Source organism: Asticcacaulis sp. SL142 (assembly GCF_026625745.1).
Classification (GTDB): Bacteria; Pseudomonadota; Alphaproteobacteria; order Caulobacterales; family Caulobacteraceae; genus Asticcacaulis.
This window is the reverse complement of record NZ_CP113061.1, coordinates 1,631,461-1,648,750: the sequence shown is the minus strand read 5'-3', so window position 1 is coordinate 1,648,750 and position 17,290 is coordinate 1,631,461. Positions and strand designations below refer to the sequence as shown.

Below are 17,290 nucleotides of genomic sequence, written 5' to 3'. Positions count from 1 at the left end.
AAACGCAATGAGAAATGTGAAGAAGTTTAAAGGGGGGCAAAATGCCATTTCATAGTCAACTTAAGCGGCGCCGCCATTCGCAACGACAAACGTTCTCACTTTTGAAAAGACTGTACGACGACTCACTTCATCGGCACCTCTTGCTACTGGCCGTCTCGGTGTTGTGCATGTTTGTCATCGCGGCCATGGCATCGTCCTATACATTTCTAATGGGACCATTAGTCGACAAGGTCTTTATCGGCAAAGATACTACATTGCTCTGGATGTTGGGCTTTGCCGTGACGGGTATTTTTATAGCCCGAAGTTTTACGAGCTATATTCAGGGCGTCATGCTGATTCACGTCGGGCAGCAGATGGTTCTCGGCCTGCAGAAACGCCTGCTGGAAAGTGTCCTCTCCAAAGACATGACTGATTTTATCACCTATTCGCCGTCAATTCTGGTGAGCCGGTTTACCTATGACGTGAATTTATTACGAGGGAATCTCTGTAACTTTTTCTTACGGGTAGGCAAGGACACGATGACAGTGTTCAGCATGATTTTGCTCATGTTTGTAACAGACTGGAAACTCGCGACGTTCAGTATAATTGGCTTGCCGATTTCGCTCCTATGCCTGATTTACCTGGGCGGGCGTTTACGTGAAACGTCACTTCAGGCACAGGCAGAAGTTGGGCGTCTGAATGCGTCGATCTTAGATGCGCTATCCGGCGTGAAAACGGTAAAGAGCTTCGGTCTTGAGCATCAAAGGCGCGACCTCATCAAAAAGCTGGCCGACTCTGCTGCAAAATTAATAACTAAGGTTACAAGTCTGCAAGCGGCTATACTTCCAGTTTTTGACTTACTTGGGGGCCTGGCAATTGCCGGGATTGTGGTCTACGGCGGTATGAACGTTGTAGCGCAGGCCCTGACGCCCGGAACGTTTGTGGTGTTTGTCGGGGCCGTCTACGGGGCTTACCAACCGCTCAGGTCTTTGGCGCGTGTTAATATCGACCTTCAAACGGGTCTGGCGGCGGCTCAGCGCGTATTTGAGGTCATTGATCGCCCGTCCACACTTCTGGCCTCCGATGCAGCACCGGATCTTGTCCGCATGGCCGGTTCCATCCGGCTCGAAGATGTTCACTTTTCCTATTCTGCTGCCGGGGCTCCCGCGCTTCGCGGTGTCGATATCGTGGCGCCGGCTGGCAAGGTCACGGCGCTGGTCGGCCGATCAGGTGCAGGCAAGAGCACGGTGCTTAGCCTGATTTCGCGCTTTTATGATCCTGATCAGGGCCGGGTTCTTGTTAATGGCCAGGACATTCGCTCGGTTAATCCTGCCTCATTACGCAACCAGATCGCGGTCGTCGATCATCAGGTTATGCTTTTCGGTGACACACTTGCGGAAAACATCCGCATTGGCCGGCTGGATGCCAGGGATGACGAGGTTCTGGATGCGGCACGGGCCACTGGCCTTGATGCGTTCATAGCGATCCTCCCTGATGGTATGAACACGCGCATAGGGGAGGGGGGACTTTCCTTGTCTGAAGGTCAGGCGCAACGCATCGCTATAGCCCGAGCCTTTCTTCGGGATGCCCCCATCCTTTTATTTGATGAGGCCACAAACGCTCAGGATGCTGAATCCGAGCGCTATATCCGCCAGTCTATGGCCAGGCTGATGACGGGCCGCACGACCCTGATCATCGCCCACCGGCTGGAAACGATCAAACATGCTGACGTCATCTATGTCCTGGACGAGGGGCAGGTGGCTGAACATGGCAGTCACGATGAACTTATTGCCGCCGGTGGCCTCTACGCACACCTCCACGCCCTGCAGTTCAATGACATCAATATAAACGAAAATACCAATGATAACGCATTGCAGGAGGGAGTTTAATGGACGAAATCAAAGGCGACATTCATTCGACCTTATCTATTCCAACCTTTGTAGCTGGACCGAGTGGCCCGGTACGATCGTTCTGTCTGGCAGCATGGGGGGGGCTCAAAGACGGGGTTACTAAACCCGATTCGACAAACAAACCCAACGGTATGCTCCGTGTTCGCTTTCTCAGGCTAGGGGCCCTTCAACAGGCCGTCCGGCAGCTTGTGAAGCGTCATACCATCCTGAATTGCCGTATAGTGGAGCGCGACAACGCGCCGTGGCTAGTGCCACTTGAAGGTACAGAGCCGCGCTTACAGTTTCTGGATTGCAGCAATCTGGACAGGGAAAGCGCAGAGCAGGCCATTAGCGAAATTGTATGGACACCTTTTGATATAGCAACCGGACCGTTACTGAAAGTTTTTGCTGTAAAGCGTGATACTGACGAATATTACGTTGGATTAGTCGCGCACCACTTTGTTGCCGATGCGGTCTCGGCGGGTATCCTGTTGTCAGAGATCGTTGCGCTTCATAGAGCATTGGCACGTCACCAGCCGCCAAAATTATCACCAGTCCGACTTAAATACGAAGACTACCTTCGGGGAATAAACATGTGGGTCGAAACCCGGGAAGGCCAAAATGCTCGTATTTCAGTGATCAACAGACTTAGGGACAGCGTCGTCGCGGATTTTACCGCCATCACGTCAGGTCTTGAGGCTGCAGGCGATTACTTTGAGGTTGATAGCGATGTGTCGGAAGCGGTCCGGGCCGCAGCACGAAATCTGGGCACGTCACCGTTCGTGGTACTTCTGACAGCTCAAAATATACTCAATGCTCCCTTTTCAGATGGTATAAATTCAATGCTGAAAGTTATAACGACCGGGCGTGAGATTGGCGACCTCGCCAGGATCGTCGGAAATCTCGCTGACCGCATATTTGTGTCAACCTCACTACCGAAAGATACTAGTTTCTCAGAAGCCGTTCTTCGAACTCACGCCGCCGTCAGTCTGAGCCGAAAAACGGCATTTGTGCGCAGTGATTTCCAATTAATTGATCTGTCGCACAACAAAATTTCCGCGCAGGCACCGGTATTTAATTTCCGGACTTTGCCTTCAGAGGCTAGCAGGGCAACGCCGTTCAAAGTAGACGAGCAGTTTGTTCCACTTCGGATTCGGCCATACGCGAACGACAAAAGAACGGCACCAAGAGACGCCTACTATCTCGAAATCTTTGACAATGGCGAAGCCCTTTGGGGGAGTATGCGATATGGCCGTGGCCGGATTCTCGGCTATTTACAGGCATTCGAAGACGTCCTGCGATCCGGATGTTCGGCTCCACAGATCCAGATTTCCCGGTTCGATGACTACTTGGTTCATCACGCTAAAACCCCGGCTTGATTCAGCGAGACTGTGTGGTGAGTAAGCAGATAGCTATTGTCGATCAGGATATGCTTAAGTTTGGGAGTTTCCACTGATGAACAATTTAATACCGGATGCGCGAAATCCATCTCGCCGCAGCCGCTATCACCACGCTGTGGTTGGCATTTTTCGGAACGAAGCGCACGCACTTGCTGAATGGATAGAGCATTACAAAGTCTTTGGCTTTGATCACATCTACTTAATCGACAACGCCAGCAATGATGAGTACGCAGAGGTGATTGAGCCGTATTTGACGCGAGGCTATGTAAGCCTCTTTCATTGTCATAGGGACGGCTATCAGATTGGGGCATATACTGAGCTACTTCCGCAGATCAGGGCCGAGTCCGAGTGGATTGGGGCGTTCGATCTTGATGAGTTCATTTATCCAACTGTTGATTCCAATATCTCTGCCATTACGGAGCGATACAAAGATCAGGAGTCCGTCCTCATTCCCTGGCTAAGCTTTGGGTCAAATGGCCATGTTCAACAACCACTCTCAATTGTGAACGGATTCACCCGTCGCGGCCTGGCTCACAATAGCCGATCGTTTTTAAAAGCGATCACTCGACCAGCCGCAATTGAATATTTCTCACAACACAATCCGACAACGTCCAACGGCCGTAAAGTGCTGGCAAACGGTCAGCCGTTTGGAAATGAAGCATTCATACATCTTCCAGAAAGCAACGTATCACAATTCCAGCTTCTCAATAATCACTACCGGCTACAAAGCCGGGAGTATTTCCAAAACGTTAAAACGCAACGTCCTGAGGTGCATGAAGATGTTGTCAACAATACCAAGCACATATCATTTTTTCAACAGTACGACCAAAAATGGAACACTGTGATTGATACGCAACTGAGAGATAGACATCAAGTTTTGTGCTGTTTCGAGCCAAGACCTGAAGCCCCCCACTTTCAAATAGCTCAAATAGGATGAATTGGAAAAAATTCCGACACGGCTGCTAATTTTGATAGACAGTTGCGCATGGATAGGTTTTTATTAATTGCGCGGCTAAGTTTAAGTCGCAACTTTGCAGCAAAATTCGCCATAAATTCTAACAACACGCGGGCTCTGCAATCTCTTTCAAATAAATCGAAATAGCCGCGCCTTTTTTCAATTTAAGGAGATGTAGTTATGCGTGTTTTAGATGCAGATGATATGCGTTGGGTGGCTGGAGGGCAGCCTTCATATAGTGGGTATGCGGATGGAGAAACCTCTAGCGATAGCGAAGGGAATACTTGGACGTGGCAGACGCAAGGAGGCGTGGATGGCGCCTCTGGATCATGGTTCCTTACGGAGATGGCCGTCGAGGAAACTCAAGATAGCTGGTTGGAAGATGCGCTGTCAGCAGTTGGAGATTTCATTGGATTGGACGGAAACCTTGGATACGACGGCCCTGGTGACCGCGAATGGGCTTGGCAAAGCTGGGGCGATTCCATCGAAAACGCATGGGATAACGTGACGAATTTTGTGGATGGTGTTTGGGATGATGTGACCGATTGGTGGTATGAGCAGCTGGACTCGCAGCCAGGCTACAATCCCAGCGGGGATGCTACTTTCACTTCCGACCAAACAACGAGTCATAATGTGAGTCAGGAAGAATGGGATGCGAATGCGATGGGGGCACTTGCAGCCGCTCTTGCATCCCATGCCAATAGCGACCCAGCCAGCCCTTTCGCCGCTGAGACAACTCCACTTGAAAAAATGTCAACCTGGCAACAAACACATCCCGGCTGGTCAAATCAGCCTGAAGAAAATATTCCTTCGCTAAGTGATTTCTCTCCAGGAGGATTATATGACACTAACTATGGATCGGGCTCTCCTTATAGCGTGAGCCGGCCGTAATCATAATGAACAGCGTCAGCATTTTTATGCTGACGCTGGCGTCACATTGTTGTTCCGCTATGGAGGTTTTTGTGCATCGCATATATTACTCAGTGATGCTGGCTGTAGTGACTGCCCTGTGTCTTTTCGGCACGACTACTAATGCTGGTGCAGTGTTGCAGGGCACAAAAAGCTGGCCCTATGGTGAGGTGCCCTACCATATATCGGCCTCATTGCGAGTATCAGGGGCAAGTAATAATGGTTGCCATGGGTGGCACACATGGCCGCAAACTTCCGAAGCCTATCACGTGTGTCGGGCGATGGATGCGTGGCATCGCGCAACCGGAGTAAGGTTCACCTACGAACCTGTGATCAAGCCAGACACATTGATCATTTCGCAGGGGCAGGCGACTACTGCATACCTTGGATATCGTGACCAGTTAAATCGATTGAATATAAAAAAGAGCGAAAATTATGGCCCGATCTTACATGAAATTGGGCACATTCTAGGACTGGCACATGAACACCAAAGATTTTCAAGAAACGAGTATATTACTGTTTCTGAAGTCGTAAATGAAACGATCACATCTTGCGATGGGAACCCGCGGTGCAGAAACGTGAGCGTGTCCATGAGTCAGCTACCCGACATGGAAATTGTCAGTACAGACTATGATTTATGCTCAGTCATGCATTATGCGCCGGATCAGTCGAGCCTAGCGCTCACTGATGCTAAGTGGCAGACCATGTTTACGTTAACGCGAAGTGGCAAGGATGCGTTAAAAAAGTGCGCTGGCCAGTTTTCCCATTTGGGGAGCGGCTGCATGAAAGTTGGACAGAACTGTTCGATCTCTTTGAGCGACGCAAATGTTGCACGACGCTTTAATCTTGGACAGTAATGCCAAATTTGTCGGAGGTCACTTTAATAACTCAATACCCAGATCAAGAAAAAAAGCGCTTCGACTTAATTGGGAATGAGGTTTCATTTGCCTGTCAAATCTAAATTAGCCGGTTCAGTCTTGAAGGCCTAGTTTCGCGCCCAATATCCAAGGCGTTAATGGAGCGAAATAATCATCCGCCGAGAAAATTGTCATAGTGTCGTTTCTCAATGGTAACCAATATGTAAGGGATCTATAGCCTTGCGCTAATTCTTTATATTCCGATGTTTGCAACATTCGTCCAGATTAAATTATTATTTTAAAAGCATATCTGTCTACATTTTCATGTTTATTTATAAACTAATCATTGATTTGTTTTAAGGGGGGAGTTCAAATGCTAGCGGTAAAAATTCGATGGTAAGGTTAAATTCGCTATGGATTGGCTCATCGCTTGGTCCCATTGAGAGAGCGTGTTTTCGATCTGTGCTCAAGCAGGGGCATTCACTTACTTTATATTGCTACGATGAAGTCGCAGGAATTCCGGATGGCGTACGCGTGGAAGACGCTTCGACTATTCTTCCTCGATCAAGGATCTTTCGCCATGAAAGCGGAAGCATCGCCTTATTTTCTGATCTATTTCGGTATGAGTTGCAGCGTCAGGAAAAGGGGGTTTGGGTGGATTCTGATGTCTATTTTGTTCGCCCGCTTGATACATCTCCCAGCTATATTTTTGGCAGACAATGCGAGCATCGGCTAAATTCAGCAGTCTTAAAGCTACCCCCCTGTTCAGCTCTCCTTGAGGGCTTGTTGCGTATATTCGATGAGAAAGAAGTGCCTTTCTGGTTGCGCCCGGAGGATTTTAAGGCCGCCTCTAACAGGCTAGAGGCCAATGGACGTACGAATGTATCGATGATGCCGTGGGGATCTGCGGGACCAAATGCTCTCACAGCACTGGCGGACCATTATGGGGTGGCTGGTAATGCAGCTCCAAGTAGCGTATTTTATCCTCGCCACTACAAGCAGGCTGCCTGGATATGCGACCCCTCTTGCGCTCTTGAAGATTTCTCAACAGAGTTCACAGTCGCCATTCATTTATGGAATGAGATCATCAAACGTTACAAAGGTGGGCCGATCATTCACGGATCGTTTCTCTCACGGTTGCATGACGAGGGTGCGTAGTACGTCTCGCCTTCCGCTCGGATCGATTTGCAACAGCTATTTTCAGATGTTGTGAAACATCCGGGCATGTGAACTCTTTGTCAATTGTGAAACTTTGTTAAAGAGGCATTTGCACATCTGCCAGAAGATAACGTTTTGACCTAGCTTTCAAATAACTACTCTCGATTGCGAAGTCGGGTGTATTTCCAATCCATCAAAACGCAGATGACCTGCCACTGAATTTTCACCTAGTGTGACTTGGAGCTCTAGGGGAAAGATACATTGATCACAACCAGAAGATTACGGTCGCAGCGATGGCAATGGACGAGAAGAAGGTATGCGCACATCGGTCGTAGCGCGTGTGGATGCGTCTCCAGTCTTTCAGTCTGCCAAACATGTTCTCGATCTTGTGTCGGCATTTGTAGACGGCCTTGTCATAGGGTATCTGGTTTTGCGGTTGGCCTTGGGTGGGATGCAGGGTTTTATGCCGCGCTGTTCGAGAGCGTCCCGGAACCAATCCGCATCGTAACCCTTGTCAGCTAACAGTTCTGAGGCTGGTGGGAAGCCGTCCAGCATCAAGGCTGCCCCCCTTGTAATCGCTCATCTGCCCCTCGGACAGTAGCATGATAACGGGTCTGCCGTCACCGTCACAGACGGCGTGCAGCTTGGAGTTCAGCCCGCCCTTGGTGCGCCCGATACGTCTGGGAACAGCCCCTTTTTGAGCAGGCTGGCCGCGGTGCGGTGCGCCTTCAAGTGGGTGGCATCTATCATCAATCGATCCGGTTCCCCAGCCTCGCCCGCCAGGGCAGAGAATATCCGGTTGAACACGCCCAAAGCGCTCCAACGTACAAATCGGTTATAGATCGTCTTGTGCGGGCCATACTCACGCGGCGCATCTCGCCATCGTAGACCATTGCGGATCACATAGATGATCCCGCTAACTATCCGTCGGTCATCAACACGCGCTATCCCATGTGATAAAGGGAAATACGGTTCAATACGACGCATCTGCGTCTCGCTCAGCAAAAACAAATCACTCATCAACTGACCCTCCGGCCAATGAATGAATCAGCCAATCAGCGAACCCGCAACAAATTTAATGGGTCCTGAGCCTAGTGGCAGGTCAATCTCGAAATTAGGCATTCCCGATTTCAAATCTGATGCGTTGAAATGAAATGAAGCTCAAAATTTGATGGACAAACTTCCAGAGATGCGTTCTTATTGTGTTGCGCGGTTGAGTTAAACCGTAGTCTTGCAGTAAAATTCGCTATAAAATCTAACAACACGCGAGCTCTGCAATCTCTTTCAAATAAATCAGAAAAGACGTGCCTTGTTCTAATTTAAGGAGATGTAGTTATGCGTGTTTTAAATGCAGATGATTTGCGTTGGATAGCCGGTGGGCAGCCGTCCCACAGCGGGTATGCCGATGGAGAAACCTCCACTGATAGTGAAGGGAACACTTGGACGTGGGAAACGCTAAATGGCCAAGACGGTGCACCAGGTTCTTGGATAATGAGCTATAACGGTGACGATGAGAACTCGAGCAATAGCAATGGCACATGCCCCGATGATCGTGAATGTACACCTTACGACAACGGAAATGGCGACAATGATAAGTTCGTGGTCGATCAGGATGGCAATCTATACCTTTCCGATGCATGGGCCGATAAAATTGCAAATCAAGAAATAGACTGGTTTGGCGTGGCTCTGGACTTATCTATAATTGCAGCCGCAGGAGTCGCTACAATTGGCGGGGGTGTTGTCACTGCGATCGCAACCGCTTATGGTATTGGCGCAGAGTATCTCAGAGATATTATAGATGGTGATGGCTAATAATGTTGTCATTTTCGCCTGTTACATAATTGTTATTTGTGAATGCAATTCCTCGAAATGACCTCGTATACTGTTTCGAGGGGTTGCAAATTTAAAAATGGAGCTGAAATATGAAATATGCATGGCAAGTGTCTGCTGTACTGATTGCTCTAATAGCGACAATATTATTTGCTGCAACCGGCCGTGAGCCTTGGATACCGTTAGCTTTTTTAGTGATAGCTTTTGTCAAATTAATTATGGATGTGAAAAGGATACCCAAGCGGTTGACATCAGGTGACAAATTATAAAAGTATAAAAACTTAGCTCTAATTTTTGGCCGATGATCAGCCCTTTTTAGCACTGCATGCTTCCCTAGTGGATAAAGGTAGAAAGCCGGGGGCTTAGCTCCTTTAGTTTAGTGTCGGGCATGTACGCAGGTTCAGCGCCCTTCTTGTTTTTCTGTCCCTTTTTCTTCTCCCAAAAGTGGCTTTCTACTGCTTTATTTGAGGAGGTCACGCTGAGACCAAATGGCGAAGCGGTTTAATTATTTGATTTGGCGCACCTTGCTGTTCTTATCTCGAATAATTATGAGAATTGCGAAACGTTTGAATAATTCAGTCGCGTTTAGAGGTTGCGAGGCAATAGACGTATAGCAGTGCTCATGCTGCGCAACCTCTAAGTCTGCAACTTTATACTCCGTGTATGCTCTCAGAAATAGCCAAACGTATTCGTCAGCATCGTTGGAGCCGTAGAACCATCCAACACCATCAGTTCAAAGGGCACCCCGGGGGCAAAGCGACTCGATACATTACTAACTGACCTTATCTGGAGCCGCCGGGATGCAGCGAGACCATGTGAGCGCACATAGCGGCCATATGAGATTCCGAGGCCTTCTCTGATCATGTTCCCTGTTCGCGGCACTGTGGCTGCGGCAAGCGGAACCCGATCCATGACCCCCACAAAACTGCTTATCGGCCAGATTCTGATCGTTCTTTTGATCGTGGTGCTCGGCGTCTGGGCGTCAACCCAATGGGCGGCCGCACAACTGGGATATCAGGCCGGGCTCGGTACGCCATGGTTTCTGATTTTTGGTCTTCCGGTTTATCATCCGTGGTCGTTGTTTTCATGGTGGTATCACTTTGACGCCTATGCCCCCGAAGTCTTTTTCAGGGCAGGCAGCCTCGCGGCGACCAGCGGCTTTATGGGGTTTGTTGTGGCCGTCTTCGGGTCGCTGTGGCGAGCCAGACAAGCGCACTTTGTCACCACCTATGGCTCTGCCCGATGGGCAAAAATACCGGAGATCGAAGCGGCCGGCCTGTTTAATGACAAGGGCGTTTTCTTAGGGCGGGTGGGGTCTGACTATCTGCGTCATGATGGTCCTGAACACGTCATGGCCTTTGCCCCGACACGCTCCGGCAAAGGCGTTGGTCTCGTTATTCCAACCCTTCTGTCGTGGACCGGTTCTGTTGTGGTCCATGATATCAAGGGCGAAAACTGGGAACTGACAGCCGGATGGCGCTCAAAGTTTTCCCATTGTCTTCTGTTCAATCCGACAGATCTGAGCTCTGCCCGCTACAACCCCCTTCTTGAGGTCCGCAAAGGTCACGACGAAGTCCGCGACGTACAAAACATCGCCGACATTCTCGTTGATCCGGAAGGCGCACTTCAACATCGCAGCCACTGGGAAAAAACCAGTCATTCCCTACTGGTCGGCGCCATCCTTCATGTCCTTTATGCTGAGGAAGACAAAACCCTGGCACGGGTGGCGACCTTCCTGTCCGATCCCCAACGCACCTTTGTTTATACTTTGCACCGGATGATGACGACCAATCATCTCGGCACCAAGGACGCGCCGCTTGTGCATCCGGTCGTGGCTTCTGCTGCCAGAGAAGTCTTAAATAAGTCAGAGAACGAGCGCTCCGGCGTCCTGTCCACGGCCATGTCGTTTCTGGGACTGTATCGCGATCCGGTGGTGTCGGCGACTACAGAAGCCTGTGACTGGCGCATAGCTGATCTGGTCAATGCTAAACAGCCTGTCTCGTTGTTTCTGGTCATCCCGCCTTCAGATATTTCTCGCACAAAGCCACTGGTACGCCTGATCCTCAATCAGATCGGTCGTCGCCTTACAGAGCGCCTGGAAGGTGATCCCAACAAACACAATCGTCACCAGTTGCTGATGATGCTTGATGAGTTTCCGGCACTGGGACGGCTGGACTTTTTTGAAACCGCTTTGGCTTTCATGGCCGGCTACGGTATCCGCGCCTATCTGATTGCCCAAAGCCTCAATCAGATTTCCAAGGCTTACGGTGAAAACAATGCCATCCTCGACAACTGTCATGTGCGCATAGCCTTTTCATCGAATGATGAGCGCACTGCCAAACGTATCTCGGATGCCCTCGGGACAGCGACAGAATTGCGGGCTCAGAAGAACTATGCCGGCCATAGGCTGGCACCCTGGCTGGCGCATGTCATGGTCTCGCGGCAGGAGACCGCCCGTCAGCTCCTGACGCCCGGCGAGGTTATGCAGTTGCCACCCTCTGATGAGCTGGTGCTGGTTTCCGGTCTCGCCCCCATCAAAGCGAAGAAACTCAGATACTTTGAGGACGCCAACTTTATATCCCGCCGTCTGCCGCCGCCTGTTCTATCAGAGGGCACTTACGCCGACAGACCGCAAGCCCGGCCTGACGTATGGGAAGGTCAGGTCCGTGCCACTGACCGACGCCTGATCAAGGCCCTTGAGGGTGAAGAAGGTGCAGGCGCCGAAGACGAAGGTGGCTTGCAACAGCAGCGCCACCCCGGACTTGGAGAAGATGAACCTGCCAAACGCACAGTTCCGCAAAGCGATGATCTTTTTGGCCTGACCGACAACGACAATGACGTGATTGCCGACAAGCGGGTCATTGACCGCCTCTCCAACATTGCCCGCGCCCACGCCCTTAACGAGGGCGAGCGCGACCAGCCTTTACCCAGTTTCTGAGGATCACAGTCCATGAAACCCCGTCATAACCTCTATCTTGATGATGCCCTTTCTGAGCGGCTTGAGGCACTTGCTGAAAAGCCCGGCACGTCCAAGTCAGCCATCATCGCTGATGCCCTGCGGCAATATCTCAATCGCCGGGCAGCGCAATCTGTCGATGAAAGCCTTAAAATCCGCCTTGATCGTCAATCGCGTCAACTTGAGCGCATTGAGCGCGATGTTCAGGCGGTGTTGGAAACTCTGGCCCTGTTTGTCCGCTATCAGCTTACGGTGACGGCTCAGATGCCCGAACCGGATAAGGTAGCGCGTGCCGTAGGTCAGGATCGCTTTAGCAAGTTCATTGATCAGGTCGGCCGCCAGATGGCCGGAGGTCGCCGCATACTGGCGGAAACAAGGGAAGCTGCGGAACAAAGGCAGTCCCCAATTCAGGACGGGGAGAGCGGGCAATGACCCAGGCTTCCGTTTCAGGGTTACGCCTTCGCACCATGCTGCGTACCGCAATGGGGGAGGGACTGGCACAGGCCCTGACCGATCCGCGGGTTCGCGAGATCATGGTCAATCCCGACGGCTCAGTTCGGCTCGACCTGGCAGGCGAAGGACGTATCAACACCGGCGTCATCATGCCGGCGGCTGATATCGAGCGCGTCATCCGTCTGGTGGCCAGTCATATCCGCGCCGAAGTTCATGCCGATAGCCCGATTGTCAGTGCTGAACTGCCAGGTACGGTTGACGGTGTTAGCGGTGAGCGGTTTGAAGGACTGTTACCGCCTGTCGTGGCTGGCCCCTGTTTCTCGATCCGTAAGTCCGCTCACCGCCTTTACGGCCTGGGTGATTATGTGGCCGATCAGATCATGACATCGCAACAGGCCCGGATGCTGCGTCAGGCTATATCAGATCGTCGTAATATTCTTGTCGCTGGCGGCACGAGTTCAGGCAAGACGACCCTGACCAACGCCCTGCTGGCTGAAGTTGCCGAGAGAGATGAGCGTGTCATCCTGATCGAGGACACCCGCGAACTGAAATGTGCGGCAAAGGATGTTGTGGCCCTGCGAACCCGTCCGGGTTTTGTCACCCTAGCCGATCTGGTGCGTTCAACATTAAGACTCCGGCCTGATCGCATCATTGTCGGCGAGGTCAGGGGAGCCGAAGCGCTCGACATGCTCAAGGCGTGGAACACCGGTCATCCGGGGGGCATTGCTACCCTACATGCCAATTCTGCAAGGGGCGCGCTCTATCGTCTTGAACAGCTTGTTCAGGAAGCGGTCGTCCATGTGCCGCGCCCGATGATCGCCGAAGCCATAGATCTGATCGTCTTTATCTGTGGCGAAAACAGTTTCAACCAAATGCCGCGCCGTATCGAAGAGATTGCCGAAATCAACGGCCTCGATTCCGCTGGCGACTACCAGCTTCGATCACTCACCTGAGTGGCGAGGATACCTGCCCAACCTCAACAATTTCATTGAAGGAGACTCTATATGCGTGACACCAAAACTATCGCTCACCCCCTTACATCCAGGGCCTCATTGCTGATGCCCCTGATCATGGTAGCACTTGCCGGTGCCGCTCAGGCCGCAGGTTCGGGTATGCCGTGGGAAGCGCCCTTGCAGCAAATTCTCGATAGCGTGCAGGGACCCGTGGCCAAGATTGTCGCTGTGATGGTGATCATCGTGACGGGTCTGACCCTGGCGTTTGGCGAAACGTCCGGGGGCTTCAGACGTCTGATCCAGATCGTCTTCGGTCTTAGTATCGCCTTTGCCGCATCGTCGTTCTTTCTGACCTTCTTTTCGTTCGGCGGCGGAGCGCTCATCTGATGGCCGGGCCTGTGGAAGGGTATGACGTGCCATTGCACCAGTCCCTGACGCAAGCCCTGCTTCTGGGCGGTGCGCCACGGTCCTTAGCCATTATCAATGGCACCGTGGCCGCCGCTTTAGGGCTGGGGCTTCAGATGTGGCTGGCTGGCCTCATCTTCTGGATGGTGGGGCATTCCCTCGCCGTTTTCGCTGCAAAACATGATCCTGATTTCCTGACTGTGCTGATGAGACATCTTCGGCAGAAAGCGTATCTGACATGCTGAATATCCGCCAATATCGTAAAACCTCTGATGGCCTCGCTGATCATCTGCCATGGGCGGCGATGGTAGCGCCCGGTATCGTCCTGAATAAGGATGGGAGTTTCCAGCGCACCTTACGCTATCAGGGCCCTGATTTAGAGAGTGCGACACAGGCTGAACTGGTCAGCACATGCGCGCGCGCCAACAATATACTGCGCCGTTTTGGCAGTGGCTGGGCATTGTTCTTTGAGGCCCACAGGACAGAGGCGCTTGAATATCCGCAAACCGGGCCTGAGGCGGGCGTCGCACGTCTGGTCGATGAGGAACGCCGTGCGACGTTTGCGGGGCAAAGGGATCAGCATTTTGAGACACGCTATTATCTGACGCTTGTCTTCATGCCGCCAGCCGACTTCTCGGCCGGCGCCGGACAGGCTCTGCTTGAGACCTCCGATATGGGTACGCAGAACGGTGAAAAGGGAACGCAAAAGCGCAACTGGCGCCAGGAGCTTCAGGCCTTTATAGCCCGGACTGACAGCGCCCTGGATATGTTCGCCAGCTTCATGCCGCACATCGAAGCGCTGGATGACGCGCAAACCCTGTCTTATCTGCACGGCACGGTCTCAAGTAAAGCTCATGCCGTAAAGGTTCCTGATACTGCGATGTATCTGGATGCGATCCTTGTCGATACCCCGCTTTATGGTGGACTGGAACCCATGCTGGGTTATCAGCATATCCGCACTATGACGGTTCTGGGGTTCCCGAAGCATACCCATCCGGGCCTGCTCGACAGTCTCAACCATCAGGATATGGGGTATCGCTGGACCAGCCGTTTTATCGCGCTGGACAAGGATGAGGCGACAAAAACTCTGACTAAAATTCGTCGCCAGTGGTTTTCCAAACGCAAGTCGATCACAGCACTCTTGCGCGAAGTCATCTATAATGAAGCGACCCAACTCACCGATAGTGATGCCGACAATAAGGTTGCTGATAGTGATCAGGCCCTTCAGGCATTAGGCGGCGATCATGTCAGTTTTGGCTATCTGACAACCACCATTACCGTGATGGATGCAGATAAGCGCAAAGCTGATGAGAAACTGCGCCGCGCCGAACAGGTTATCAACGGTTTGGGTTTCACCACCATTAAAGAGTCCCTCAATGCAGTGGAAGCCTGGCTGGGTTCTCTGCCCGGTCATGTCTACGCCAATGTACGCCAGCCGCTTGTCCATTCGCTAAACCTCGTTCACCTCATGCCGTTGTCTGCGGTATGGGCCGGGCCGGAAAACAATGCGCATCTGGGCGGTCCGCCTTTACTCTATGCCCTCAGTTCAGGGGCAACGCCATTTCGTTTATCGACCCACGTTGGTGATGTCGGCCACATGCTGATCCTTGGCCCCACGGGTGCCGGCAAGTCGGTTCTGCTGTCATTTCTGGCATTGCAGTTCCAGCGTTATCAAAATGCGCAAGCGTTCATTTTTGACAAGGGTGGTTCAGCCAGGGCCGCGACACTGGCCATGGGCGGTCAGCATCATGTCCTGGGACGTAAGGCGCAACTGGCGTTTCAGCCACTCCGTCGCATCGACGATCTCTCTGAACGGACATGGGCTCTGGAATGGCTGATCCTGATCCTCAGTCATGAGCAGGTGATCGTCACACCAGATATAAAAGAAGTCCTGTGGTCGGCACTGAACAGCCTGAGCCATGCCCCGGAGACGCAGCGTACCCTTACAGGTCTCAGCGTGCTTTTGTCGTCCAATGATCTCAAATCGGCCCTTCGCCCCTATACCCTTGAAGGCCCATACGGTCATTGCCTTGATGCCGAAGAGAATGATCTTGATCTTGCCTCTGTCGTCTGTTTCGAGACGGAAGACCTGATGGGCGAGGCCGGGTTAGTTATGCCGGTCCTGACCTACCTGTTTCACCGGCTGGAGGAACGTTTTGACGGTCGCCCGACACTCCTTATGCTGGATGAGGCCTGGGTGTTTCTTGATAATCCGCTGTTTGCCGCGCGCATCCGCGAATGGCTGAAGGTTTTGCGGAAAAAGAATGTCAGCGTCATCTTCGCCACGCAGTCGCTGGCGGATATTGCCGATAGCACAATTGCGCCCAGCATTATCGAATCCTGCCCGCAACGCCTGTTCCTGCCTAATGAGCGCGCCATCGAACCTCAGTCACGCGCGGCCTATGAGCGCCTCGGTCTCAATGACCGGCAGGTTGAACTGATCGCACGGGCCATTCCGAAGCGGCAGTATTACCTGCAATCGCGCCGCGGTAATCGTCTGTTTGAGCTAAATCTTGGCCCCGTAGCCCTGGCCTTTTGCGCTGCCTCGTCGCCTGAAGATCAGGCAGTGATCGACCGCCATCTTACTGAGGACTGTGGGGCCGATTTTGCGCAAAGCTGGCTCAAACACAAAGGCCTGAACTGGGCCGCTGACCTCTTAATCTCTGCCCCACCGAAACGCCGGGATCGCCTGCGAACCTGAGGCTGTAAGGCCTGAACCCAACCACCAACTTAAACCAGCATCACCGGACTGTCTGCAAACAGTCCACGCCATCCCTTGTCCAAAATCAGGAGCACTATCCATGAACCATAAATCCATTAACGCCGCCATTGTCGTCATGACTATTGCCGCGACTTTTAGCACTGGTCTGACACCGGCGGTCGCGCAGGTCGCCGTGTATGATCCAGCCAACTATATTCAGAACGTGCTGTCGGCGACCCGAGCCTTGCAACAGATCAACAACCAGATCAAAGCGCTTCAGAATGAGGCGGTCATGCTGCAAAACATGGCCAAACACCTGAAGAAGCTCGATATCAGCGAGCTGGCCGGGCTCAATGCCGATATCGCCGCCATCAGCGATTTGATGAAAACCGCTAAGGGCATTGCCTTTAGCTTAAGTGAGACTGAACAGGCGCTCAAATCACAGTTTCCGGGAACTTACGGCGGCAACATAAAAATCAGCACCCTGTTAGGTTCGGCTCAGACCCGCTGGTCGAGCGCCATGAGCGCGTACCAGCAAACCCTTCTGGTTCAGGCGCGCGTCAATGAAGCCCTCCAAAGCGACGCCGACACTCTGAACACTCTGGTGCGGGCTTCCGAAGCCAGCGGGGGCGACCTTGAAGCACAGCAGGCAACCAATCAGTTACTGGCGCTGACCGCCAAACAGCAAATGCAGATTCAAACCTTGCTGACGGCACAGTACCGCGCCGACGCGATTGATCAGGCGAGAGCGGCGGAGGCTGAAGCCGTGTCCAAAGCCATGACGACCAAATTCCTCGGCACCGGCAAAGCCTACACGCCGCAGTAATCGGGTTCCGAGAGCGCGG

The 17,290-nt window shown here is 52.2% G+C and carries 15 protein-coding genes and 1 pseudogene; 15 read left to right on the top strand and 1 reads right to left on the bottom strand.

The window, feature by feature from the left end; translation table 11 throughout:
* The first annotated feature begins 41 nt into the window (after nt 1–41).
* The 6 genes from OVA03_RS07590 (at nt 42) to OVA03_RS07565 (ending at nt 7,147) form a co-directional block, all read left to right on the top strand.
* Nucleotides 42–1,868 (top strand): ABC transporter ATP-binding protein, encoded by a 1,827-nt coding sequence (locus OVA03_RS07590; protein WP_267527517.1) that lies wholly within the window; start codon nt 42–44, stop codon nt 1,866–1,868.
* Nucleotides 1,868–3,247, top strand: coding sequence for a condensation domain-containing protein (locus OVA03_RS07585; protein WP_267527516.1), 1,380 nt, complete (start codon nt 1,868–1,870; stop codon nt 3,245–3,247). Before OVA03_RS07590 ends, OVA03_RS07585 begins: the two co-directional genes overlap by 1 nt.
* Nucleotides 3,248–3,323: 76 nt before the next feature.
* Nucleotides 3,324–4,205 carry a glycosyltransferase family 2 protein gene (locus tag OVA03_RS07580; protein ID WP_267527515.1) on the top strand — a complete coding sequence of 294 codons (882 nt, stop codon included), beginning with the start codon at nt 3,324–3,326 and terminating at the stop codon, nt 4,203–4,205.
* 198 nt (nt 4,206–4,403) lie between these two features.
* A complete protein-coding gene (locus OVA03_RS07575) occupies nt 4,404–5,114 on the top strand; it encodes a hypothetical protein (protein ID WP_267527514.1) in 711 nt (236 codons plus the stop codon).
* A gap of 5 nt (nt 5,115–5,119) precedes the next feature.
* Nucleotides 5,120–5,989, top strand: coding sequence for a M12 family metallopeptidase (locus tag OVA03_RS07570; RefSeq protein ID WP_267527513.1), 870 nt, complete (start codon nt 5,120–5,122; stop codon nt 5,987–5,989).
* Nucleotides 5,990–6,451: 462 nt separating this feature from the next.
* Nucleotides 6,452–7,147, top strand: a complete 696-nt coding sequence (locus tag OVA03_RS07565; RefSeq protein ID WP_267527512.1) for a hypothetical protein — start codon at nt 6,452–6,454, stop codon at nt 7,145–7,147.
* Nucleotides 7,148–7,412: 265 nt separating this feature from the next.
* On the opposite strand, the pseudogene OVA03_RS07560 reads toward OVA03_RS07565, so the two are convergent.
* Nucleotides 7,413–8,167: pseudogene (locus OVA03_RS07560) on the bottom strand (IS5 family transposase).
* A 315-nt stretch (nt 8,168–8,482) separates the two neighbouring features.
* Between OVA03_RS07560 and OVA03_RS07555 the strand changes: the two are divergent.
* The 9 genes from OVA03_RS07555 to trbJ all read left to right on the top strand — a co-directional run bounded on the left by OVA03_RS07555 (nt 8,483) and on the right by trbJ (nt 17,271).
* A complete protein-coding gene (locus tag OVA03_RS07555; RefSeq protein ID WP_267527511.1) occupies nt 8,483–8,959 on the top strand; it encodes a hypothetical protein in 477 nt (158 codons plus the stop codon).
* Between the two features lie 110 nt (nt 8,960–9,069).
* A complete protein-coding gene (locus tag OVA03_RS07550; protein ID WP_267527510.1) occupies nt 9,070–9,246 on the top strand; it encodes a hypothetical protein in 177 nt (58 codons plus the stop codon).
* A gap of 641 nt (nt 9,247–9,887) precedes the next feature.
* Entirely contained in the window at nt 9,888–11,915 is a 2,028-nt protein-coding gene (locus OVA03_RS07545; protein ID WP_267527509.1) for a conjugal transfer protein TraG, read from the top strand.
* Nucleotides 11,916–11,927: 12 nt separating this feature from the next.
* Nucleotides 11,928–12,365, top strand: a complete 438-nt coding sequence (locus OVA03_RS07540) for a CopG family transcriptional regulator (RefSeq protein ID WP_267527508.1) — start codon at nt 11,928–11,930, stop codon at nt 12,363–12,365.
* A complete protein-coding gene (trbB, locus tag OVA03_RS07535; protein ID WP_267527507.1) occupies nt 12,362–13,339 on the top strand; it encodes a P-type conjugative transfer ATPase TrbB in 978 nt (325 codons plus the stop codon). The genes OVA03_RS07540 and trbB overlap by 4 nt, the downstream gene beginning before the upstream one ends.
* Nucleotides 13,340–13,444: 105 nt before the next feature.
* Nucleotides 13,445–13,726: a TrbC/VirB2 family protein gene (locus OVA03_RS07530; protein ID WP_267527692.1), complete on the top strand. Its 282-nt coding sequence runs from the start codon at nt 13,445–13,447 to the stop codon at nt 13,724–13,726.
* Nucleotides 13,726–13,989 (top strand): VirB3 family type IV secretion system protein, encoded by a 264-nt coding sequence (locus OVA03_RS07525; protein WP_267527506.1) that lies wholly within the window; start codon nt 13,726–13,728, stop codon nt 13,987–13,989. The genes OVA03_RS07530 and OVA03_RS07525 overlap by 1 nt, the downstream gene beginning before the upstream one ends.
* Complete coding sequence (gene trbE / locus OVA03_RS07520; protein ID WP_267527505.1) at nt 13,983–16,445, top strand: conjugal transfer protein TrbE; 2,463 nt, start codon at nt 13,983–13,985, stop codon at nt 16,443–16,445. The genes OVA03_RS07525 and trbE overlap by 7 nt, the downstream gene beginning before the upstream one ends.
* A gap of 100 nt (nt 16,446–16,545) precedes the next feature.
* Nucleotides 16,546–17,271: a P-type conjugative transfer protein TrbJ gene (gene trbJ / locus OVA03_RS07515; RefSeq protein WP_267527504.1), complete on the top strand. Its 726-nt coding sequence runs from the start codon at nt 16,546–16,548 to the stop codon at nt 17,269–17,271.
* Nucleotides 17,272–17,290: the final 19 nt, after the last annotated feature.